This window comes from Neobacillus soli NBRC 102451, assembly GCF_001591665.1.
Classification (GTDB): Bacteria; Bacillota; Bacilli; order Bacillales; family Cytobacillaceae; genus Neobacillus; species Neobacillus soli.
Map to the genome: position 1 here is coordinate 1 of NZ_BCVI01000076.1, position 21,832 is coordinate 21,832.

Here is a 21,832-nt window from a genome sequence, read left to right on the forward strand (position 1 = left end):
ATGACCAAGGGGACGGTTCAGGTGGCTATTGTTCACTCGATGATTTTACGACTGAGAGCTATGAGAGCAGTCCCTGTGGATTTAGGTGCAGTTTAGTCAAGAAGGTTAATTGAAGACAAGCATAGAATTATTATGTATATAAATTTTTACAGGGAATGATTATGTTGGAACAACAAATCACAGTAATGACTAAGAGTAAAAAAGAAATTTTGGAAGGTATAAAAAAAACCTATAGAATTAAGCCAGTAACTGTAGTTATCGTTTTAATTGTAACCGTATTTATATTGGGGACAATCTTTCACGAGGTTAACGGTTTCGGAAGACAATTGACATCAGATTTTTTTGGTGCCTTAATCAGTTTTTTCTTCGCATGGAATTTGGGATTTGGGCTGTATCAAGGAATTTGGCGATTTACTAACTCTCGAAAAATAAACAAGCTGCTTTTTCCAAAGCTAGAGCAGTATATAAATAATAGTGAAGAGAAAAGTTATGAAGAAACTGAAACAGAAGTATATGAAATGGTCAAAGTTGCATATGCGGATTACACAGAGAAATATAATAAACTAAATAAAATTTACTGGAATAGTATCAAATTAAGTTTTATTTTACCATTTAGTGCACTTGTTATTTCGCTTGTTTATCATCAGCTTTAGTGGGGATTAGAGCTATGCTCTATTCTCTTATCTAATTTAAATTCTTTTTGTGTCATTAAATAATCATATCTTATATTATGTACTAGTTTAGCAGGTGTATTGATGATGTAAGAAAGATTGTAAGCTAAATTTGCAGTTGCACTGCCTTTAGCACCATCCGAAAAGTGGTGTTTTATATCTCGTTCTGCTAAATAAAATAATTCCTCTACAGCACTCTTTTCTGTTGGATCCTCACCAATCATGGCAACATATGCGGTTTTATAGTTATATGCCGTTTTCCCCTGTGGCGTCAGTGATCTCTTTCTGTCTCATCATATTTCCGAAATGTTTGAATAGTTAGTCATTTTAGGGTAGGATATATTTAAAAATGACTAGGTGATAATAATGAGTTTATTTTGTAACGATTCTGTATTTTTGCAGTTTATTTTGGAGCACTCATTTGACGAAATCTTCATCGTGGATGCTTTGGGGCGAGTGTTACATACTAGCCATTCGACTGAAAATGTATTTGGTGTCCCACGCGATCAAATCGTAAATCATAATATTTTCGACCTTGAAAAGCAAGGTGTTTTTTCACCCTCTGCCTGCGCCAATGTGCTTCGAACCAATCAAAAGGATACACATATACAAGAAACGAAACGTGGTCAAAAACTAATCATCTCCGGTTTCCCCATGTATGACCAATCGGGTATATTAATCGGTGCAATGAGCGTTTCCAGGGATGTAACCGAATTTGAACACTTGAAAAAAGAAAATGAGCAGGTTGCTGAGGCCCTGAAGCGGTATCAGGAAGAAATTGAAAAGCTGAAGGAGCAGGCTGCAAGTCCATTCTTTTTAAGGAACGGAAAAATGGCCAAGGTATTTGACGTTGTGGGTAAGGTAGCCAATTTACCAGTTACAGTATTGCTTGAAGGCGAGTCGGGTGTCGGGAAAAACCATATTGCAGCGATGATTCATCAAATGTCTGCTAGAAAAGACCAACCACTTATTGAGGTTAACTGTGGCGCGATACCAGAGTCATTATTCGAGTCAGAATTATTTGGCTACGAGGGCGGGGCCTTTACCGGTGCTAAAAAGGGCGGGAAAAAGGGCTATTTCGAGACCGCTGGTGAAGGAACCTTATTTCTTGATGAAATCGGCGAATTACCGATGAATCTTCAAGTCAAATTATTATCTGTTTTACAAAATCAAAGCATCATGAGAATTGGCGGCAGCAATAGGATTGATGTAAAATGCCGGATCATTTGTGCGACCAATCAGAGCTTGGAGACCATGATCAAAGAGCGAAGATTTCGCGAAGACCTTTATTACCGCATCAATGTCGTCAAAATGGTGATTCCGCCGCTACGGGAACGTAAAGAAGAAATCTTCCCATTAATATATGAAATTACGGAAGAAATGAATCGTAAATACGCCATGAATAAAGAGTTTACCCCGTCGATGGTAGCGTGGCTAAGCCAGCAGAACTGGTCGGGTAACGTCCGTGAACTTAGAAACTATATAGAAAAGATGATTATCACCGCAAATGAAAATGAAATCGGTCTTGAAATGGACGAGCATGAACTGAAAAGAACTAACGAAGAAATGCCATTAAATGATTATATTGAAGCAATGGAAAGGGAATATATTGTCCGTATGTTTCAAAAATACCCGAGTAGCACTAAACTGGCTGGGAAATTGGGTATCAGTCAGTCGACTGCCAATCGAAAAATTCAAAAATATGTCGAAAATAGGGTAGTCATGAATGACTAGAAAAACCGCGAAATGGTTTTCTTTAGACTTTGATAATTGTCCAGCTCCAGCGCCCCACGGCTAATATGCTATGCCCCCTCTATAATCAGTCAACGTGGATTTGCTTGTGTTTATCGTGTTTCCTATATCCCGGTCGGCGTGCGCCAGTCCTGCCGTGAGCTAAACGGGGTCAACACTCTTTTTTGTTGGCACAATTCTTGCATTATAAATTAGCGAGATACCTAATAAGGAGGCAGGTTACATGTCAAATCACGATGAAAAGCAATTCTTAAATTTACCTTTTACCGGAATCTGTACATTTGGAAAATACCCGGTTTGCCCTGACCTTGACCAGTTGGATGCGGATGTGGCCGTTATCGGTGTTCCAAATGATATGGGGACCCAATGGAAATCAGGAGCAAGAATGGGTCCAAGGGGGATTCGTGAAGGTTCTACACTTTACAGCTTTGGCTTGAATGGGGCTTACGATATTGAAAAAGATATCATGTACTTGGGGCCGGAATGGAATGTCGTTGACTGCGGCGATGTGGACATGGTTCATGGCGACATCATGCAATGCCATGAAAATACCGAAGAGGCCATTCGTAAAATTGTTTCCAAAGGGGCTATGCCGGTTGTTTTGGGCGGCGACCACTCCATTACCATCCCAGTAGGAAAAGGTTTGGAGGAAGTGGGGCCATTCCATGTGATACAAATTGACGCCCATTTGGACTGGGCTGACCATCGTTCTGGGCAGCGTTACGGCCATGGAAGCAGTATCCGCCGCTTATCAGAAATGGATCATGTCAAGGAAATTTTCCAATTCGGCATTCGCGGGATTAGCAGCAGCTTAAAAGAAGATGTTGATGCCGCTAAAGAATACGGTGCAGTCATCCTTTCACCAAGGGCGATGAGAAAAATGGGATTTGAGGAAGTCCTGGAACTAATTCCACCAGGTGAAAAATATTATATTACCCTTGATATTGACGGTTTAGACCCATCAGTTGCGCCTGGAACAGGCACGCCATCTCCGGGAGGATTTGTTTACGATGAGGTCAATGAACTGCTCGAAGGAATTGCCAAGCGTGGAAAGGTCATTGGCTTTGACGTGGTGGAGGTTGCCCCGCCATATGATCCAGCTGGAATGACTGGCCAAGTGGGAGCAAGGCTGGCACTTGACTTACTTAGCTTTGTCTTAAAAGAAAGAGAATTGGCGGGGGAAAAAAGCCTCAGAAAGGTAGAAGCTCGCTCTTAAGGGGTTCAGAGGATGTCCCAAGGCATCCTCTTCATCATAAAAAATGTGTTGATGGGTAGGGAATTTACAGGAAAAGTGCCGTGCGAAAAGCATCTTTTGACACCATAGATAATTCATAGTCTCCATAAAATTAAAATCGGAGGTATCTGGATGAAGATTGAAACGAGAAGTATTGAGTTTATTCCTGAAAATGAACGCCATGGAAAACCGCAAGGATTATTCTCCGTTTGGTTTGCAGCTAATATGCACATTACGACGCTTGTTACCGGGGCATTGTGTGTCACGTTGGGATTAAATCTTTTTTGGAGTGTCCTTGCGATTATTGTAGGTAATTTGGTAGGGGCAATTTTTATGGCTTCCCATTCTGCGCAGGGACCAAAGCTTGGAATTCCGCAAATGATTCAAAGCCGTGCTCAATTTGGTGTGATTGGTGCCGTTATTCCCCTTCTACTTGTTGTATTTATGTACTTAGGCTTTTTCGCCAGCAGCGGGTTGTTAGGCGCACAGGTTTTTAGTAGCGGCACACACATCAATTTAACTTGGAGTATCATCATCCTCAATATTCTCACCTTTATCGTAACTATGATTGGCCACGACCTTATTCATAAAATGCAAAAGTACTTAACATGGGTATTTCTTATCTCTTTCGCCATCTTAACCATTATTGTTCTTCAATTACCGCTACCAGCAGGAAGCTGGTCAACAGAAAATTTTAACTTTGGAACTTTTATGCTAGGTGTTAGTATCGTGGCTACTTGGCAAATTTCTTATGCTCCCTATGTTGCGGACTATTCACGTTATTTACCAAAGGATACCTCTTATTCAAGAACCTTTTGGTATACGTATGCCGGATCTATCCTTGGAGCTGGCTGGATGATGCTTTTGGGTGTTTTTTTAACAACCGCTATCCCACATTTCCTAGACCAAGCTGGTGCTAATTTGGCAGGTTATTTTGGCGGCTTCTCCTTTATTATGATTATCGTTATCATCTTTGGCCAGCTATCGATTAACGTGTTTAACTTATATGGCGCCTTTATGTCAACGATCACAACCGTTGAGCCGTTTTCAAAACTTAAAATAACGCCAAAGGCCAGAGCGTTCTTTGTGTTTGGTATAGCAACAGTCGGTACCGTTCTAGCCATTTTAGGCCAAGGGAATTTCTTATCCAATTTCATTAACTTTATCCTGTTTATTAGCTATTTCCTTATTCCGTGGACAGCTATTAACCTCGTTGATTTTTACATGCTGCGTCATGGAGAGTATAGTATCAAGGATATCTTTGACCTTAATGGAAAGTATGGGAAGGTTAACAAAATTACCGCAATCTCATTCTTGGCCTCGATTGTCGCGGAGGTGCCATTTATGAATACTTCCATTTATGTCGGGCCTGCAGCCAAGGCCATGGGAGGGGCGGACCTTGCTTGGATTTGGGGAATCGTTGTTCCTGCTGTCCTCTATTATGTGATGATGAAGAAAAAATTGAAGGCTCCTAATCCTTCCGTTCTACATGGTGATGTTGAGGCGGAAACGTTGTAATTTGTTAGGAAATTTAGGGGTTGTTGTTGAATAATGTAATGTTTTCCAAGTTGTATTTGAAATGAATTGGCGGGGAGTTAAAATAATCCAAGATATAAAAAAATGAGACTTTCCGTTGAATCCCTAAAATAAATCAAGTGGAGAAAAAACAGCTGTTTTTCTCCACTTGATTACCTAGTACGGCCCTTTTTTTTATACAAGTTTACCACACGTAAAAGTGGCGGTTTCATTATTTTACAATAAGCACATCCATCTCCGCTTTTTTCATCACACTTTCACTTACACTGCCCACGAGTAGTTTTTGTAGCGCTCCTTTTCCGCTGTTCCCCACAATAATTAAATCCACATCTTGCTCCAAGGCAAAATCGCATAAATCATTCATAGGTTTGCCGTCTAATGACTCAAATTCGGCAGGAACCCCTTGACGATTTAAAAATGACTTTGCGTGATCCAAAACCTGACTTTCCTCGATCGTTTGTTGTGTATTTGGAGGGAGCTCATTCTCAGGTAGAGGAATTTGGGTTGGATAAATACCTCCATCTATACTCGGTACGACAGAATAATTATAATTAAAAGCCATATTGGATATGTACTGTTGAATAACATGAGCAACCGTAATTTTACAGTCATGGTTCATCGCATAAAATTGTGCGGCCCTTTCCAATGCTTTCATACCGTCTTCGGAATCATTAAAACCTATAAGAATATGATTATACATATTCATCTTCCCTTCGTTTTTAAGATTATAATCTTATACCCTTTTTTCTTTTGAATAAAACACGGCATCGCTGAGGTTGATAGGACCAAGGGGCGCTCCTCCTAGCTCTTTCTTCCATCAATATTTTACGACTTCCTCATCAATTGGTCTTTCGAGAGCCGTGATAACCATCCTTGTGGTACACACCTTTTTATTTTTGCTAAAATGAATTAGAAATGAAACAAATGAGCGAGTTGTTCGACTAATGAGTAGTTAAAGAAGTAGGGAGTTTAGAAAAATGTCCAACAGCAGGATTAGTGACTGGTTTTATCAATACAGCAATGATGTCTATCAGTTTTTGATTTATTACTTGGGCTCAGTTGACGTAGAGGATTTGGTTCAGGAGGTTTTTATCAGAGCCATAAAAAATGAAGATTCCTTTCGGGAAAACTCTACCCCGAAAACTTGGCTTTTTAGTATCGCTAGGAATGTGGCTATTGATGAAATTCGGAGAAAACAACGAGGAAGAATCAAACAGCTGCTTTTAAAAGAAAAACAACGACCGTTTGACGATCAAACTCCCGAAAAGGTTCTCGAACTAAATGAGACAAATCAACAATTGTTCCAAGCTATTCAGAAATTAAATAGAAATTATCGTGATGTGATTGTTCTACGTGGAATAAAAGAACTGTCAATCAAGGAAACAGCGGAGATTTTAAACTGGAAAGAAGAGAAGGTCAGGCTCTCCTACCACCGGGCAATAAAGGCTTTACAAAATGATAAAGGGAGGTTTATGTAATGTCGGAGAAAGTCCACGCAGAAATCCAACAAGAGTTAAAAGAGCTCCCCCAACCTGTCCTGACAGCTGAAAAACAAGAGCAAATGCTTGATCACATTCATATAGTCGCAAATAAATACCATAAACGAAAAAAGTGGGAGAATATGATGAATAGAGTATATTTAGGTACGGTTACCATTGCGGCACTAATCATTCTATCTGTTTTGGGCTATAATCAATTTGCTAATGAGAATTCTCGTTCTGGGAGTATACCAGAACACAGTACTCCATCAGAACCAGGTATTGTATCCAACTATATCGATCCTCCGGGTTTAACTGTTCACCAAGTGGCTGTAAACGATCTTTATGTGGAGATGCCCTATCAAAAACAAGATGTAAAAATCACGAAGAGAACAACAGACAAGTACATCTTTGTTGACATCAGGGACAAAGATACTGGGAAAGCGCTGTACACTTACGGTGAATCAATAGGGCACGATAAGGAAAAGCTAGTTTTCCGTGAAATTCAAACAAAAAAGACTAAGATTCTTCTGCAAATGTTTGTAGAAATTGACCCTATTAAAGGTTTAATTACTAAAGTCAATAAGTCGGGGGCCGTATATGATCCGCAGCCAAAGAAAATTGAAGCGGAAGTGATTAGTTCCGGTTCGAGGTCAGGGAAGTTTCCAGCTGAAAACGTTGAATTACTAGCGAGTCTTGGTCTTAATTGGGGAAATGATATTCAGCATCTGTATGAAGGCTATCTAATTGGTGTAATCAAAAACTGAGGGTTCAAAGTGGAAGATTGTGCGGTGGTCTTCTGCTTTTCTGTTTTTCTAATGGGGAATTCTGGGTGTTTTACTGAATGATTTGGACGTTAATAATCTACTTTCTGCAAGTGCTCGTTCTTTAATAATCACAGAAACTACATAGTTTTTTTGCAGAATCGAGAATTCATTCATGAATATTTTCCCGAAAGTAAAGAAGTAGAACATAACACTGCAAGGATAAACATTAATTTCGTCATTTTTGTCACCCATCTTAAAGTTTATCTTTTAATATTTTGACATATACACTTACATTTATTGGGGATAAAACAGAAAAGGATTATTTAATCTGTAAGTAACCTGCCCGATAGTTCAATAAAGAAAGGAGCTACCGAAGTTAAACAGACTATAAAAAGTGGCATACATTATGTTCAATATGTACGCCTTTTTGGTGAAAAACCAATATCTAATTTGTAAAAACCTTTTAAAATCAAAGAATTTTCACCTTGAGTCTTGATAACCTTGGCAACCCCTTCTCTGAATTGACTTTGAAACAATAATTGAATAATTTTCTGTTTTTTAGGAATGTCGCATTTTCTTCGTATTACGACATAATATCTTTTTAATTAATTTTGTTGTTTTTTTAAAAAATTATGATGCTTGTCCGTTTCAAAGTGAGTCTTCGCAACATTTACTAATATATAAACTTAAAGGAGGTGTTATCTAATGTTTTATCACACCAGACCAATCGTTCGTCCTCCTAAGCACGTGGTTCGTAATGAATTCCTTCGCCGTGAAATTCCAATTATCCAACCAGTAATTTTTGAAAATCGCCTAAATGTAATAGATGTACCACGACACATTGTTAAACCTATTAGAAGGAATGTGGTTGTTGAACACAGGCATCCTTTTCGTCGCTGGTAGTCTTTTGGACAAGCTATTTTATAAGGAACACTTAAAAAAGGTGGTGATATACTATGGAATTCGAACACGAACATCGGGAACGTAATCCTTTTGCTTTAATCGTCGTTCTCTTTATCCTATTAATTATTATTGGAGCATCCTTCATGGGTGGAGGATACTAATTACTTCTGGGTTTACTAATGACATTAGAGGGATTCTAAAAATTCTTTAGAACCCTCTTTTTTAAATGCAGCAAGGATTATGAAGAATTCTAAGTATTGGCACTCCTCAACAACCTCCTTATTTCGCAATTTGAGTCAAATGCGACTTAAAAGAGTCTTTCACTCTTCAACTAAACTGCCTCTTTACTTGAAGAAGAAAAACGCATTACCTGTTCCAGTAATGCACCCTTTAGTTCAATAAGTTTTATTTACTTAAGTATCTTTTTCTATTTGAATAAATATTTTATGATGAAATTTATACATATTGAAACCAGAATGGTTAGGACAAAAACCCAAGTGACAATGAGAACAGAAAAATAGGGGACAAATGTCACTTCTTGAAAGTAGTAATAAATAAAGAAAGTATGGGTCAACCAAATATTATTGGAGTGTTTACCAAGCCTCATAAATAAATTTTCAACAACAGTAATATTTTGAATAACTTTTATAAACGCAAAAACCACAATGGGTGCTAAGAAAAAATCAGCATAGTTGTAATCCCCATCTAATAGCGGCCCCCTTGTTTCTATAATAAATGGAAAAACTTTTTCCCTAAAGTAAACACATAACACAAGCAGATTGATAAAAAAGAATTTATGGTTTAAGTAAATGTTTGAAAAGAATTGATCCAATATCCTGAACACCGCATATTTTGCAAAATAAATACCGGTAATAAATACAACCAGCCAGGTAGTATCAACACCGAGATGGTGAAAGAAAATTTGGATGAGTTCGTGATTAGGGAAATAATCCGCTGCATTTTGAAAAAAGGCAGAAAGAAAAAAGACAACAAACGTCAGATAGCTAACCAAAATAGGTTTTTTCTTAATCAACTTCATTAATAATGGGAAAATTAATAAAAGTTCAACATATAAAGAGACAAACCACCACTCGCCGTTATAGGTATAAACAAGGGCAAAGAAATTATAAAGAAAATCCTTGAGATCCCAGACATAGCGTGAATCTTCGTTGAAAAAGATGAGGCCAATTGGCACAAATAGAAGAAAGATAACCCAAAAAACCTTTATAAAATTGAAGGCTCTTTTCGCAGCATCCCGAAAGGTGAAATCTCCCTTTGATTCATAAGATTTATAAAGGCCAAATCCACTTAAAAAAAGGAAAATGGCGACGCATAGCTTGCCGAATTGACCAATTAATTCGCTTAACGGCTGATGATCAATAAATAATAAGGTCGCATAATCAACATTTTCGATGCGTTCCGGAAAGGCAAATGAATGATGGTAAACCATTAAAACGATAGCTAACCCTTTGGAGATGGATGTCATATTTTTCGAGAAAACAAATGCTTTATCGCTCAAAATATCACCCCAATTAAAAATAACTACCTATATCTATCTATAGGATGTATTTTCTGGGAAGAAGTATTCCTTTTTCAATTTTAGAAACAAAATTATTAAATAGGGAAAAGCAACATAACTAAGAATAAAAACTTATTAGTTTGGTATGATAAGAGGTTTTTATCTTATAAAATGAGTATCAATTTCATATTCCTTATTTCTAAATGTGTTAACTATTCCATACTTTTTTAATGTGAACTCAATGAAGATTGTCCTTGTAAAATTAGCCAATATCCTAAAGACTCAGGCGCGACCTGCAGATATAGCGGCGCGATTCGGTGGCGAAGAATTTGTCATCTTTCTACCGCATACTGATGTGGATGAGGCAAAATGGATGGCTCAGAAGTTTAATCAAGAGGTTGAACAAGCTGAATGGAAAGAAACAGGTTGTTTAACAGTGAGTGTTGGGGCAGCGACATTTACTGTTAAGGATACAGAAGCATCTATCTTGAAAAATGCAGATCAAGCTCTCTATGCTTCCAAGGAAAATGGTCGAAATCGCGCCACACATTTTAGCGAGCTATCATAATAAAGGGGTCAGACCGTGTGGCCGAGCCTGTTGAATGCCACAATACTGCCAGTTATCCGCACTTTAGGGAGTGGTTGCTGCATAATTTGAGCCGATTTCGATTTATAAAAGATCCGGTGGAATGGGTTCCAATAAGGCCGATTGGATACCTTTTCTCTGATTTTTCCGGTGGAACGGGTTCCAATAAGGCTGATTGGATACCTTTTCTCCGATTTTTCCGGTGGAACGGGCTCCAATAAGGCTGATTGGAAACCTTTTCTCCGATTTTTCCGGTGGAACGGGTTCCAATAAGGCCGATTGGAAACCTTTTCTCCGATTTTTTTGGTGGAATGGGTTCCAATAAGGCCGATTGGATACCTTTTCTCCAACTTTTCTGGTGGAACGGGTTTCAATAAGGCCGATTGGAAACCTTTTCTCCGATACTTTTGGTGGAACGGGTTCCAATAAGGCCGATTGGAGACGTTTTCTCCGATTTTTCTGGTGGAACGGGCTCCAATAAGATTATTGGATACCTTTTCTCCAAGATCACTCTATTTTTCAGGGGAAGTTTTGGGAAAAGGAATCGAAGTAGCGCCCGTCTGATAATGAATAGAATTGTGTAAGTTTAATGGAAACCACCTAGCTAGTTTTGCAGAAAAATGGGCATCAGCCTTACACAAACGATTGTGTAAGGCTGACGAAAATAGTTACTGTGCTTTCTTAAAAGTGAGTTCTTTTCCTTTTGTTTCTTTTACTAACATGATACTTAAAATAGAAATGACACTTGCTACTACTAAATAAATCGAAATTGGGATCGAGCTATCAAATCTTTTCAGGAGACTTAATGAAATTAATGGAGCCAATGAGCCTGCTAAAATGGGTGCTACTTGATAGCAAAAGGACAAAGCCGTATATCTGATATGAGTAGGGAATAACTCTGTCATTAAGGCTGAGTATGGTGAATATGTCATCGACTCAATGAATAACCCAAGCGTAATGGCGGCCATGATGATCCAATTGTTTCCGGTATCCATCATTGGAAACCCGACAAATCCCCAAAATGCCGTTAAAATGGCTCCTGTCATATAGATTGGTTTACGTCCCCAAACATCACTTAAGTGGCCCATTATGGGAATAAAGAAAAAGTGAAGAGCATGGGCACCAAACATTAATAATAAAATTAGTGAAGTATCTTTATGGACCACCAGTTTTAAATAAGTAATGGAGAACGTTACAACCATATAGTATAAGATGTTTTCTGCAAAACGAGCTCCAATACCAGCAATAATCGCCTTTTTATGGTATTTGAACACCTCTACAATACCTAATTGTTGTTTTTCTAATTGGGCTTGCTTTTTTTGTGCGTCTTTGAAAATAGGGGCATCATCAACACTTTTACGAATCCAAAGACCAATTAGGACGACAACTGCAGAGAACCAAAATGCTACACGCCAACCCCAGTCCATAAATTGCGCGGAGCTTAAGCTATTAGATAAAATTAATAGGATAATGGTTGCGATTAAATTACCAAGCGGCACGCCTGCCTGCGGCCAACTTGCCCAATAACCACGTCGATCACTAGGGCTGTGCTCGGATACTAAAATAACAGCTCCTCCCCATTCTCCGCCAAAAGCAAAACCTTGAACTAAACGTAGAGTAACGAGTAAGATAGGAGCCCAATAACCAATACTATGGAATGTTGGAATACATCCCATTAAGAAGGTCGTAATTCCAACGATGATTAAACTAAGCTGTAATAATTTTTTTCGCCCAATTTTATCCCCATAATGACCAAACACAAGTCCGCCAATCGGTCTGGCTAAAAAGCCTACAGCATAGAGAGCAAATGCGGCAAGGATGCCGTCGATAGCGTTTCCAGTTTGTTGGAAAAATAATTCTCCAAAAACTAGCGCAGAAGCGGTACCATATAAGAAAAACTCATACCACTCAGCCACGGATCCAATCATCGATGCCGCAACAACTTTTTTTAGCACCTTATTATTTGTTTTCACCATATATACTCCCCCAATTATGAATTAACGTACCAAATCACTTTTGTATGCACATACTGTTCAAATGCTTCTAAGCCATTGTCTTGGCCACCGAAGCCAGAATGCTTATAGCCGCCAAATGGGGTGGTGATATCGCCCTCGCTAAAGCCATTCACAGAAACGGTACCAGCTTTAATGGCACGTGCCACGCGCATTGTACGGTGTACATTTTGGCTATAAAAAGAAGCAGCCAAACCATAAGTGGTGTTATTGGCAAGTGCAATCGCTTCTTCTTCGGTTTTGAACGTGCTAACCGCTAAAATCGGACCAAATACTTCGTTTTGGAACAAGGTCATGTTGGCAGTTACATTGTCAAAAATAGTCGGTTCGATGTACCAGCCGCTGCCCAGATCACTGTGAATTTTGCCGCCAGTCACTAAGCGGCCACCTTCTTGAGGGGTGATGTCCAAGAACGATTTCACTTTCATAAAGTGTGCTTCTTCAACCATGGGGCCGATGGCAACTGATTCGTCCATGGGGTTCCCTACTTTCCAGCTTGTTAAGCCGGACGTTAATTTTTCCAATAGGTTGTCTTTAATGGATTCGTGTACGATTAACCGTGAACCACAGCTGCAGTTTTCACTCATGTTCCAGAAGGCGGCAGATAGAATATGTGGTACAGCCGCATCCAAATCAGCGTCTTCAAACACCACTTGTGGGCTTTTGCCACCGCACTCTAAGACAATTTCTTTGAGGTTACTTTCTGCTGAGTACTTCAAGAAATAGCGGCCCACTTCCGTTGAACCCGTGAATGAGACCATGTCCACATCCATGTGGCGGCCCAATGGTTCGCCTACTTTTTCGCCTAAACCACACACCAAGCTTAAAGCGCCTTTAGGCACACCTGCTTCATAAGCAAGTTCAATCATTCGGAAAGCGCTGAGTGAAGTTAATTCAGCAGGTTTCGCAATCACAGAGTTACCTGCGGCTAAAGCGGGTGCCACTTTCCAAGCAAACATTTGCGCGGGGAAGTTCCATGGTAACACCGCACCAACCACGCCAATCGGTTCAGTAATAATCAAGCCTAGAGCATCGATACCCGTTGGAGCGATTTTGCCAAAGAGTTTATCAATGGCTTCGGCATACCAATAAAAGGTATCGATGGTCGCTGGCATGTCGGTATTCAAACATTCGGTAATGGGTTTACCAGCATCGACGCAATCCAAAGCAGCTAATTCTTCACTGTGCTTTTCTAGCAATTGTGCCCAGCGAATCATCACTTTTTTGCGTGCGCTAGGGGATAATTGACTCCAAATTCCTGATTCAAATGTGTCTCTAGCTACCTTAACAGCAGCATCAACATCCCGGGCATCACCATCGGCAATATAGCCTATTAAACTGTTGTCGATAGGGGTGCGGTTTTCTAATTTGCCAGCTGCGCTTGTAAAACCATCAATTAAGTTGCCTGCCCAAAGTTTGCCTTCTTCGGCGAGGGCAAAGACTTGTTCCTTTGTTACGGTCATTTGTCTCTCCTCCAGATTATTATTTAAAGCGTTTTCGTAAAAGAATGATGTTATTAACCCTCATTATGCTTCCAAAATCCTCCAAACGATGTAAAATTACACCTTATTAATAAACGGAACAGATATATCAGCGGATTTTGGATGGTTATTAGCGAATCTACAATTTTATTAGCGAATTCGACCAATTTATTAGCGAATTTTCAATTTTATTAGCGAATCAATAAAAGCAACAATTTTTTAGAAAAGAGCCTTATTTAAAGAAAGCCAGGAATTCTGCTTTTTCTTCTTCTGGTAAATCAGATAAAGGCAGTCGTACCGTACCGACGTTGATTTCACCTTTTAAACAGCCTAGTTTTGCTTTTTGGTTGTAGTTGCCGGACTCCATTGAGTAAATAGCAGGGTAGATTTCGCGCATGATCTGCCTGGCTTTGTCCCAGTCACCAGCCTGGGCAGCATCGAACATGGCGACTTGCTCTTCTGGGAACACATTCCCTGCACCAGCAATCCAGCTTTTCGCACCCCAGAAGAAAAAGTCCACGGGTTGATCATCACAGCCACAAATCACTTCAAAGTTATCAAATGGGGTTTGCAGCAAGCGTAAAGCGCGGCTAAAGTCGCCACTACTTTCTTTAATCGCAACAATGTTCGGGTTTTTTGCCAAATGCACGACGGTGTCGTATTCAATTTCAATGCCAATGCGAGCAGGAAAGTTGTACATGATAATCGGTAAATCGGTTGCCGAGGCCACCGTTTCGTAATGGGCAATTACACCAGTTTGGTCAGGCAGGCTGTAAGGAGGTGGTGCTAGCATTAAGCCTTCATATCCCAAAGCTTTGGCTTGTTTGGCGCGGTTAACCGCCCCTTCGGTTGATAAATCATTAATTCCGGCAATCAAAGTGACATGTCCTTTGGCGACCTCTGCCACAGTTTTTAATACGCTTTCACGTTCTGCTTCGTTTAAGGCGTAATATTCGCCAGTGGTGCCACACACAACCAAGCCAGTTACGCCTTTATCGATAAAGGCTTTCGTCAATTGTTGTAAGGTTTCTACATCCAAGCTTTTATCACTTTTAAAAGGGGTGACCAAAGGAACCAAAATGCCATGAAAATTCATCTTCATTCTCCTCATATGTGTAATTTTTTTTACTAGATTACTTGATAAAAAGGCCAAAATTGAAGTGGTGGTTCAATTATTTCGATAATAACACACTGAATTTTCACTGTAAATATAATTTTCTAACTATTTTTTTGAAAAAACTCTCCCTTTTCTTGCTTTGTTTTTGTATACTATTTAAGTGTCACTTCATTTCGAAGTGTAATGGGGCTAACTATCTGTTCATCGATTACTTTTAAAAGTTCATATATTGTGTTTTTTGTGATAAAGGGAGTGGGGAAAAGTGGACGATTTAATTGGAGTAAAAATAAAGAGTTTACGAAAAGAGCGAAAGTTAACATTAAAACAAATAGCAGATCATACGAATCTCTCAATCAGTTTTTTATCTCAAGTGGAACGTTCAAAATCATCCATAACGCTTGAATCACTGAAAAAAATTTCTGATGCACTTGGAGTCAATCCAAGCTACTTCTTTTCAGAATCCGATAGGAAAGAAGAAACAACTATTATGAGAAACGTCGTTAGTATAACGAACACCCTTGAAAACCAATTTTTTTATAAGGATTTATCGGGTAACATTGAAAATCCACTATTTAATCCTATCTTAGTCTTGCTTAATCCAGGCGCTAAACGAGAGGATTCTTATTCACATTCGGGGCAAGAATTTCTTTACGTGCTAGAAGGGAAACTGACCATCCTTATTGATAAAGAGGAACATGAGTTGAATCCCTTTGACTGTATTTACCTAGATTCAACAACCCCCCACAATTGGATTAATAAAACAGATTCGATTGTAAAGTTCCTTTGTATTTCGAGTATACCTGTATAGTGGGATAAGGGGACAGGCTCCTTGTCCCAATCCACTACAAATGTTGAAGTAGAACCCCTCTACTTCAAGGTTTTCGTGGATTTTGGGTCATAAAGGTAGAAGTAGAACCTCCTCCCGTCGCACTTTCCTCCAATTACGACGTATTTTAGGGCTTATACGACACATTTTCAGTAGCTTACGACATAATTTCCGTCATTTACGACACATTTTCCAAAACTTACGACATTTCGTGGATAATAATTGGAAATTAACCCACCCCTCCCGAACCCCAAATACCTTATAGTGCACTTTTTACATAAGAAAGATTAGACCATCCTAAAGAAAAATAAATAAATCCACTCCCAGTGCGGGGAGTGAAAAAAATATGGAAAGTAAATATACTAACTGTCAGCCTCGACATGATTCTAAGCCATTTGGAGAGATAAAAAACAGGAATCAAGCGTGCTGAGGCCACTTTCAATCAAACGTTTGGTTGAAAGGGAATATAGTCGAGAATGGTCGAGTGGTGTCTGATAAGGAGATTAGAAAGAGGAACCAGCTTGGAATCTATTCCAAACTGGTTCCTCCCATCCTTCTTTAATATTTTTAGACTTTCATATAAAATGGAATAAGTATGGGACAAGGGGACTGTCTCTTTTGTCCATTTGGAGGGCTGAGGATGAGAAAGAGAAGGAAAGTTATTCTGGCTTTTTTTATTGGTATTGTATTTTTATTAACGTTTTGTCGTTCTGATTATAAATTTGATGTGAAGAGATATATTAAGGGAAAATATCATTTTGATGTTGATGTACTTAGTACACCTACCATCCATACGGGGAATATGGGAGATAGTTCTTTTACTGTAAGACGTTCCGATATACCAGAACTCATCTTTTCCGTTAACACAAATGGTTTTTTTGTTAATAAAATTACAGGTGATAATTATAAAAAAGTAAACAAAGTTTATCAGTTAAATCAAAAGTACCAAGATTCGGAGGATTACAAAGCACTTTTAGCCAAGGGGATTCATTCGTTTTTGTCTTTTTACGGGATGAGCAAAGAGGGGGATCATCTGGAAGTTTCGCTTGTATTAATGAAGAAAGATGCTTTAGAAATAAACGATTCTAATTTCACAGACCTTTATAATGGTTTAGAAACAATGAGGACATTTATTCCCAATGATTATCTTGCAGAGGAGTTAATTATTCTTGATGCTTTTGACAGCAGTCTTAATAATGTCCATTCTACATATGAAAAGCACGGTCCTCTAGGACATTTACGTATTGGATGGGAATTAAGCGAGGTAACAGACTCGATTTCTTTCAAAAAGCTGCTAGAGAAAGAAAATGCAAAATCAGGTGAAATGGTAAAAACACATTTTTATAAAAAGGATTTCCATTTAATCAAGGGAATAGAAGCCGATTTAAACAAGTTGGGTTTTTTTGTGATAAAGGATAGGCATTTCTTTCCTTTAGTCTGCGATTCTACAGCGGAGACGTTTGATGCAATCAATTTAGACACATGTGACAAATATAGTCTATCGTTAGAAGTTAAAGAGCAAGAATACGAGGAAATGCTTGATTATTTGTCTAATAAAAAAGTATCCAAATTCTATCAATCGATTATGCTTTATAAAGAAACTGGGTTACATATAGCAACACTTATCATAGCAAAAGAGAATGGAAGCAATAACGACTTCAAATATATAAAACTTCAGTTAAATGAAATAAATTCCGAAAATGACGCTAGAGAGGTTTTAAAAAAGGCGATTGATGAAAGGCACTAAAGCTGGGCGAGTATAATTTACTTGACGTCATTCGTTATGCAAGAGGAGTCTCACTCTCACAAGATATCTTAATACCCGAAGAAAAAAAGCAAAATATTACGAGTCTAGTAAATCGTTTGGAAATATCTTGCTTTTTTGTCATGGGAAAGGTCGATTATATGACTTCCGTTAATGCTGCAAAAGATTACTTAAATAAAGTGGAAGCGCCGCTAAAGGATTTTGTTGTTTTTGATCAATCCGCCCATTATCCTCAATTTGAGGAAAAAGAGCAATTTGCCGATTGGTTAAACAAAACATGGGCTGTTCTAGAAAATAATGAACGATTGAGCTATAGATTGGGATATATGGGGTAGACCCCCCACAACATATTTTCCGTCATTTCCGACACATTTTCCGAAACTTACGACATTTCGTGGAAAATAATTGCGTTTAATATTCATCGTTTTCGTCCTCTTTCTGCTAGTTTTTTAGGCGGCTTTTTCAAAAAGGAATCAAACCGGCATTTACAGTAGGCTAATAGAAAAAACTCCGGCCAGGCGAGGGCAAGAAGGTACTGCAATAGGGTAAAGGCCCCCAGCAGGATGTAGATTTCGGCGAAACCACTACCATTGCTTGACAGCGTTTTGATAATCGATCCCCCAAAAATCGTAGCTCCGATGACAAACGATAGACTTAAATGACCCTTGGATGTTTGAAAATCGTAGAGTAATTTCCCCCCTTTTTGGAAGGATCCTTTTTTAACTCGAATAATAGCCCGCCAGGTCGAAAGGAATAAATAGACCAGTCCGCCGCCAATCAGAACAAAGCCTGTGGTCCACATATAGTCTGGAGCCAGGCGGTCTTCAAGAGCGAGAAAATAGACCTTATAAAAATCAAGTGAAAATTTTACACTGATGATGGCAAGTAAAATGGATTGGACCTTTTGAAATTTATATGTATTTTTGGAAAATGAGAAAAAGATTGCAATCACGAGCTGTGCCAGTAATATAAAAATATCGATTCTGATAAATTGAATCCAGGCATCACGAATAAACATCATGGAGTCGGCTCCCACAGCCACTACGATGGTGGAAACCGCACTGATTAAAAAGGTGACCCAAAAAAAGGCAGAGATGCGATCGGGGCTTAAACGCCCGTTCGCCACTGACTTCAGTTCATAGAAATCTGTTTCGTTACTATTTTTTAACATAGAATGCTCCTACCAGAAGATTTTTTTAATCGAATTGGATATCTAATAACCATGATAGTTAAAGATGACAATTTAATAGGTAGAATCACCTGAAAATTGTAAATACTATTTAATTATATAATGATAAACTCCTTTTTTATAGTTTTAGCACAATTCGACAAACCCGCTATTACAGAAAACCACAGGGACGGAAGGTTCTCATGGCGTATTTTCATGCCAAAGAAAAGCCAGCAGAACAGTCCCTTGGTCAACCATACGTAGTTTTGTCCTCATAAAAATTAGTGAAATAGCCCCCTTCCCATCTTAATTTCTCAGCATATTTTATAAGGAATAATTATATAAAGGAGGGCTTCTAATGTTTGGATACGGCGGATATGGTGGATACGGCGGATTTGGTGGTTGTGGTGGCTGTGGTGGCTACGGCTACGGGGGCGTCGGTTTCGGCGGCGGTTTTGCATTAATCGTTGTATTGTTTATCTTGTTAATCATCGTTGGAGCAGTTATCTGTTTCTAAGTAAAAACCAATTACATTTTTCTTGAAAATACAAAAAAGCCCTTGTAGGGCTTTTTTGTATTCGAGAATTCCTATTAAGGTGAATGTGCAATGTAGGTTAAATGGCTGTGGTTTCTTCGGCTACCTTATCCTATGCATCTGTTCATGTGAATTTCCATTAGGTTAAGCCCTATTTTGGGGAATTTTTTTTACTTTAAATAAGCACTTGTTCAAATCGGCTTTATTACCTGGTGCATATGGTTTACTACCACCAAAACCAGCACCTGTTAAAGTAAAGCACTCCGATAGTAGAGCATGGCAATCTACGTACCCTCACAAAATATCTATTCCATAAACTTCTTATAATTTCGTTTTAATAAACTTTTAAAATCTAGTTCAGCAATTAGAACACTTATTAATAAGAGTATTGCCCCTAAATAACCTCTAGATGTGAGAGTTTCACCCGTGAAAATGAAAGCAAACATAGAGGAGAAAACAGGTTCTAAAGTAAAAATGAGACCTGCATGGGTTGGACTGGTATGTTGCTGGGCAATGATTTGAAAAATGAAAGCAATCCCCGTACAAAATATACTTAATGCCAAGATTGCTAGCCATGACTCATAATTGTCGGGAAGTTTTGGTTTTTCCATAAAAATAGAGAAAATAATACTAAACAGTCCAACAAAACCAAGTTGTAAAACTCCAAGGGAAATGGCATTTACATGCTTAGCCACTGCTCCTGTAATCATGATATGAACTGCATAGAATAAAGCACATAGAATACAAAAGAGATCACCAAAACCTATCTTAAATTGGTTATGTAAGGTTAATAGACCTACTCCTACCATTGATAAAACAATTCCGAAAACAACTTTTTTTTCAGGCGTTTGTTTTAAGAATATAGAAGATAGTAATGGTATAAATATGACCGTGAGACTAAATAAAAAACCAGCATTCGAGACGGATGTATACTTCGTACCGAAAGTCGCAAACACATAAACAATAAACAAAATAAACGATAATATAAAAGCATATTTTACTGTTTTATAATCAGTCTTAATTATGTGCTTGTAAAATATAATCCCTGATAAAAGAAATGCAAGAGTGAAACGTAATGAGATTAAATTATATTCTTGCAGATAGTCGAGACCGATTTTTGTTAGTAAAATCGAACCGCCCCAAAAAAATGTAATCATTAGCAGCATTAAATCGGCTCTAAGTTGTAATTTCATCTATTTTCCCTCGTTACTTCTTGAGCTAAATGTCTGGTTTGGTTCAAATTTATAACTCAAAATAGAATTATTTTATTTTAGATATATTCTATATACTTCTTCAATAAACCTGCCATTTAATTTAATTAACAAAAAGCCGGCAATAACGACCCTATTTAAATAGTACCTAAAATACATTTAATAAATTTAACCTTAACCCGAAATCAAAATGTAATTATTCTGTCACCGTAATACAGTTGATGTTAAGAATATGAAAGTATAAACTTTACCTACTATTTGAGGAGTGATTAAGCTGAAAACAGTAACAGTGGATAAACTACAATTTAAGAAAAAGTTAACGATGATTGAGCAATTTACACTCAAAGATTTCCTATTTAAATGGGTTGGCAGACCAACAGAAGGATTAGATGATTTTCTACCACTTGAGTACATGGAAAGTGTCTTTCCGAGGATGGAGGCAAAACAGGAAACAACCTTCCTCATTAATGGGGATGAACATTTCAGATATGCGACAATAACAGAAGAAAATCAAATTGTTATAGGTGTTTTAGATTCGAATACAGAGTTAAAGCATAGAATCATTTCTCTGGATGAGGTTTTAATAGGTAAGCACTTGTAAGGTGCTTACCTATAAACTTTTCTCTGCCCAATTTGTATACTTCCCCATAAAGTTTTTACTTAATTCTTCAGTTTAATTATTAAGGCTTCTTCACCATCCTCCTCCATTAGCAATAAGAGAAAGCCTCCAAGAAATAGCAGCTGGGTCTTCAAGTATTGCGACCGATAATTAACCCGCAATATCCAATAAAATCTCCCTCATCTTTGCGTCGGATCGTGAGTAGACTTATACCAATTTCCAGTGCTCTGTCGCGAAAACTGATAACTTTTTTGTGAGCAGCGTCAAGAGTTGGCTTGGCAACGCCCCGTTCCCCAACAAGTTCCCTATACCAGGATGCATCTGATTCCTCAGAGGGGATAGGTTCCTTGTCCGAGTTATTTAGAGCAGTTGTCTCTCTCGTACGTTTTCGGTTGGATAGGTTGATGCACATTTTGGGCCAAATGCGACTTATAAAAGATCCGGTGGAATGGGTTCCTATAAGGCCGATTGGATACCTTTTCTCCAAGATTACTCTTTTTTTGGGAGGTGAATTTTGGGAAAAAGAATCGAGGTAGGGCTCGTCTACGTCGCCTTTTCCTCCGAATGTGCAGCATATGAACGCCGTTTGTTGCATATTATTCCGTCCATTTTCCTGAAATTAGGTCAGCCATGTTGGCTGAGCTTCTAGAAG

22 protein-coding genes and 1 pseudogene are annotated in these 21,832 nt (G+C 38.5%); 13 read left to right on the forward strand and 10 right to left on the reverse strand.

Features of this window, described 5'->3' with window-relative positions:
* Window positions 1–164: 164 nt before the first annotated feature.
* Window positions 165–653: a hypothetical protein gene (locus BSO02S_RS23545; protein ID WP_142303682.1), complete on the forward strand. Its 489-nt coding sequence runs from the start codon at window positions 165–167 to the stop codon at window positions 651–653.
* Here the strand turns inward: BSO02S_RS23545 and BSO02S_RS23550 are convergent.
* Window positions 650–895, reverse strand: a complete 246-nt coding sequence (locus BSO02S_RS23550; RefSeq protein ID WP_066073567.1) for a hypothetical protein — start codon at window positions 893–895, stop codon at window positions 650–652. The two genes, BSO02S_RS23545 and BSO02S_RS23550, sit on opposite strands and share 4 nt — an antisense overlap.
* A gap of 142 nt (window positions 896–1,037) precedes the next feature.
* Between BSO02S_RS23550 and BSO02S_RS23555 the strand changes: the two genes are divergently transcribed.
* The 3 genes from BSO02S_RS23555 (at window position 1,038) to BSO02S_RS23565 (ending at window position 5,175) form a co-directional block, all read left to right on the forward strand.
* Window positions 1,038–2,405, forward strand: a complete 1,368-nt coding sequence (locus tag BSO02S_RS23555; RefSeq protein WP_066073570.1) for a sigma-54 interaction domain-containing protein — start codon at window positions 1,038–1,040, stop codon at window positions 2,403–2,405.
* A 241-nt stretch (window positions 2,406–2,646) separates the two neighbouring features.
* The gene (speB, locus tag BSO02S_RS23560) at window positions 2,647–3,639 is read left to right on the forward strand and encodes an agmatinase (protein WP_066073573.1); all 993 of its coding nucleotides are present in this window, start codon (window positions 2,647–2,649) and stop codon (window positions 3,637–3,639) included.
* A 150-nt stretch (window positions 3,640–3,789) separates the two neighbouring features.
* Window positions 3,790–5,175, forward strand: a complete 1,386-nt coding sequence (locus tag BSO02S_RS23565) for a purine-cytosine permease family protein (protein ID WP_066073576.1) — start codon at window positions 3,790–3,792, stop codon at window positions 5,173–5,175.
* 229 nt (window positions 5,176–5,404) lie between these two features.
* Here BSO02S_RS23565 and BSO02S_RS23570 read toward each other — a convergent pair whose 3' ends face one another.
* The gene (locus tag BSO02S_RS23570; RefSeq protein WP_066073579.1) at window positions 5,405–5,893 is read right to left on the reverse strand and encodes a universal stress protein; all 489 of its coding nucleotides are present in this window, start codon (window positions 5,891–5,893) and stop codon (window positions 5,405–5,407) included.
* Window positions 5,894–6,170: 277 nt separating this feature from the next.
* Between BSO02S_RS23570 and BSO02S_RS23575 the strand changes: the two genes are divergently transcribed.
* The 3 genes from BSO02S_RS23575 (at window position 6,171) to BSO02S_RS26660 (ending at window position 8,502) form a co-directional block, all read left to right on the forward strand.
* Entirely contained in the window at window positions 6,171–6,671 is a 501-nt protein-coding gene (locus BSO02S_RS23575; RefSeq protein WP_066073582.1) for an RNA polymerase sigma factor, read from the forward strand.
* The gene (locus BSO02S_RS23580) at window positions 6,671–7,438 is read left to right on the forward strand and encodes a hypothetical protein (RefSeq protein ID WP_066073585.1); all 768 of its coding nucleotides are present in this window, start codon (window positions 6,671–6,673) and stop codon (window positions 7,436–7,438) included. Before BSO02S_RS23575 ends, BSO02S_RS23580 begins: the two co-directional genes overlap by 1 nt.
* A 956-nt stretch (window positions 7,439–8,394) precedes the next feature.
* Window positions 8,395–8,502 (forward strand): YjcZ family sporulation protein, encoded by a 108-nt coding sequence (locus BSO02S_RS26660; RefSeq protein WP_084375158.1) that lies wholly within the window; start codon window positions 8,395–8,397, stop codon window positions 8,500–8,502.
* Window positions 8,503–8,768: 266 nt separating this feature from the next.
* On the opposite strand, the gene BSO02S_RS23590 is transcribed toward BSO02S_RS26660, so the two are convergent.
* Complete coding sequence (locus BSO02S_RS23590) at window positions 8,769–9,860, reverse strand: acyltransferase family protein (protein WP_066073590.1); 1,092 nt, start codon at window positions 9,858–9,860, stop codon at window positions 8,769–8,771.
* A 241-nt stretch (window positions 9,861–10,101) separates the two neighbouring features.
* Between BSO02S_RS23590 and BSO02S_RS23595 the strand changes: the two genes are divergently transcribed.
* Complete coding sequence (locus tag BSO02S_RS23595; protein ID WP_066073593.1) at window positions 10,102–10,428, forward strand: GGDEF domain-containing protein; 327 nt, start codon at window positions 10,102–10,104, stop codon at window positions 10,426–10,428.
* Between the two features lie 8 nt (window positions 10,429–10,436).
* Here BSO02S_RS23595 and BSO02S_RS23600 read toward each other — a convergent pair whose 3' ends face one another.
* The 4 genes from BSO02S_RS23600 to dapA all read right to left on the reverse strand — a co-directional run bounded on the left by BSO02S_RS23600 (window position 10,437) and on the right by dapA (window position 15,035).
* Complete coding sequence (locus BSO02S_RS23600) at window positions 10,437–10,820, reverse strand: PWWP domain-containing protein (protein ID WP_157081498.1); 384 nt, start codon at window positions 10,818–10,820, stop codon at window positions 10,437–10,439.
* 294 nt (window positions 10,821–11,114) lie between these two features.
* On the reverse strand, window positions 11,115–12,422 hold the full coding sequence (abaF, locus tag BSO02S_RS23605; protein ID WP_066073599.1) for a fosfomycin efflux MFS transporter AbaF: 1,308 nt from the start codon (window positions 12,420–12,422) through the stop codon (window positions 11,115–11,117).
* Between the two features lie 14 nt (window positions 12,423–12,436).
* Entirely contained in the window at window positions 12,437–13,921 is a 1,485-nt protein-coding gene (locus BSO02S_RS23610) for an aldehyde dehydrogenase (protein ID WP_066073603.1), read from the reverse strand.
* Window positions 13,922–14,171: 250 nt separating this feature from the next.
* The gene (dapA, locus tag BSO02S_RS23615; protein WP_066073606.1) at window positions 14,172–15,035 is read right to left on the reverse strand and encodes a 4-hydroxy-tetrahydrodipicolinate synthase; all 864 of its coding nucleotides are present in this window, start codon (window positions 15,033–15,035) and stop codon (window positions 14,172–14,174) included.
* A 283-nt stretch (window positions 15,036–15,318) separates the two neighbouring features.
* Between dapA and BSO02S_RS23620 the strand changes: the two genes are divergently transcribed.
* The 3 genes from BSO02S_RS23620 to BSO02S_RS23630 all read left to right on the forward strand — a co-directional run bounded on the left by BSO02S_RS23620 (window position 15,319) and on the right by BSO02S_RS23630 (window position 17,982).
* Window positions 15,319–15,864: a helix-turn-helix domain-containing protein gene (locus tag BSO02S_RS23620; RefSeq protein WP_066073610.1), complete on the forward strand. Its 546-nt coding sequence runs from the start codon at window positions 15,319–15,321 to the stop codon at window positions 15,862–15,864.
* Window positions 15,865–16,522: 658 nt separating this feature from the next.
* Complete coding sequence (locus BSO02S_RS23625; protein ID WP_066073613.1) at window positions 16,523–17,629, forward strand: hypothetical protein; 1,107 nt, start codon at window positions 16,523–16,525, stop codon at window positions 17,627–17,629.
* Between the two features lie 158 nt (window positions 17,630–17,787).
* On the forward strand, window positions 17,788–17,982 hold the full coding sequence (locus tag BSO02S_RS23630) for a hypothetical protein (protein ID WP_066073616.1): 195 nt from the start codon (window positions 17,788–17,790) through the stop codon (window positions 17,980–17,982).
* A gap of 83 nt (window positions 17,983–18,065) precedes the next feature.
* Here BSO02S_RS23630 and BSO02S_RS23635 read toward each other — a convergent pair whose 3' ends face one another.
* Window positions 18,066–18,818, reverse strand: a complete 753-nt coding sequence (locus tag BSO02S_RS23635; protein ID WP_066073619.1) for a hypothetical protein — start codon at window positions 18,816–18,818, stop codon at window positions 18,066–18,068.
* Window positions 18,819–19,173: 355 nt separating this feature from the next.
* On the opposite strand from BSO02S_RS23635, the gene BSO02S_RS26665 reads away from it, so the two are divergent.
* Entirely contained in the window at window positions 19,174–19,332 is a 159-nt protein-coding gene (locus BSO02S_RS26665; protein ID WP_084375159.1) for a YjcZ family sporulation protein, read from the forward strand.
* A gap of 323 nt (window positions 19,333–19,655) precedes the next feature.
* Here BSO02S_RS26665 and BSO02S_RS23640 read toward each other — a convergent pair whose 3' ends face one another.
* Window positions 19,656–20,543 carry a DMT family transporter gene (locus BSO02S_RS23640; protein ID WP_066073622.1) on the reverse strand — a complete coding sequence of 296 codons (888 nt, stop codon included), beginning with the start codon at window positions 20,541–20,543 and terminating at the stop codon, window positions 19,656–19,658.
* 283 nt (window positions 20,544–20,826) lie between these two features.
* Between BSO02S_RS23640 and BSO02S_RS23645 the strand changes: the two genes are divergently transcribed.
* The gene (locus BSO02S_RS23645) at window positions 20,827–21,162 is read left to right on the forward strand and encodes a hypothetical protein (protein ID WP_142303684.1); all 336 of its coding nucleotides are present in this window, start codon (window positions 20,827–20,829) and stop codon (window positions 21,160–21,162) included.
* 151 nt (window positions 21,163–21,313) lie between these two features.
* Here the strand turns inward: BSO02S_RS23645 and BSO02S_RS28145 are convergent.
* A pseudogene (locus tag BSO02S_RS28145) lies at window positions 21,314–21,520 on the reverse strand (GNAT family N-acetyltransferase); the annotation flags it as partial.
* Between the last annotated feature and the right edge of the window lie 312 nt (window positions 21,521–21,832).

Bases quoted from the DNA above. Each gene is read 5' to 3' on its own strand.
- BSO02S_RS23550 (WP_066073567.1), bottom strand. From the start codon at position 895: ATGATTGGTGAGGATCCAACAGAAAAGAGTGCTGTAGAGGAATTATTT.
- BSO02S_RS23555 (WP_066073570.1), top strand. From the start codon at position 1,038: ATGAGTTTATTTTGTAACGATTCTGTATTTTTGCAGTTTATTTTGGAG.
- speB (WP_066073573.1), top strand. From the start codon at position 2,647: ATGTCAAATCACGATGAAAAGCAATTCTTAAATTTACCTTTTACCGGA.
- BSO02S_RS23565 (WP_066073576.1), top strand. From the start codon at position 3,790: ATGAAGATTGAAACGAGAAGTATTGAGTTTATTCCTGAAAATGAACGC.
- BSO02S_RS23570 (WP_066073579.1), bottom strand. From the start codon at position 5,893: ATGTATAATCATATTCTTATAGGTTTTAATGATTCCGAAGACGGTATG.
- BSO02S_RS23575 (WP_066073582.1), top strand. From the start codon at position 6,171: ATGTCCAACAGCAGGATTAGTGACTGGTTTTATCAATACAGCAATGAT.
- BSO02S_RS23580 (WP_066073585.1), top strand. From the start codon at position 6,671: ATGTCGGAGAAAGTCCACGCAGAAATCCAACAAGAGTTAAAAGAGCTC.
- BSO02S_RS26660 (WP_084375158.1), top strand. From the start codon at position 8,395: ATGGAATTCGAACACGAACATCGGGAACGTAATCCTTTTGCTTTAATC.
- BSO02S_RS23595 (WP_066073593.1), top strand. From the start codon at position 10,102: ATGAAGATTGTCCTTGTAAAATTAGCCAATATCCTAAAGACTCAGGCG.
- abaF (WP_066073599.1), bottom strand. From the start codon at position 12,422: ATGGTGAAAACAAATAATAAGGTGCTAAAAAAAGTTGTTGCGGCATCG.
- BSO02S_RS23610 (WP_066073603.1), bottom strand. From the start codon at position 13,921: ATGACCGTAACAAAGGAACAAGTCTTTGCCCTCGCCGAAGAAGGCAAA.
- dapA (WP_066073606.1), bottom strand. From the start codon at position 15,035: ATGAATTTTCATGGCATTTTGGTTCCTTTGGTCACCCCTTTTAAAAGT.
- BSO02S_RS23625 (WP_066073613.1), top strand. From the start codon at position 16,523: ATGAGAAAGAGAAGGAAAGTTATTCTGGCTTTTTTTATTGGTATTGTA.
- BSO02S_RS23630 (WP_066073616.1), top strand. From the start codon at position 17,788: ATGACTTCCGTTAATGCTGCAAAAGATTACTTAAATAAAGTGGAAGCG.
- BSO02S_RS23635 (WP_066073619.1), bottom strand. From the start codon at position 18,818: ATGTTAAAAAATAGTAACGAAACAGATTTCTATGAACTGAAGTCAGTG.
- BSO02S_RS26665 (WP_084375159.1), top strand. From the start codon at position 19,174: ATGTTTGGATACGGCGGATATGGTGGATACGGCGGATTTGGTGGTTGT.
- BSO02S_RS23640 (WP_066073622.1), bottom strand. From the start codon at position 20,543: ATGAAATTACAACTTAGAGCCGATTTAATGCTGCTAATGATTACATTT.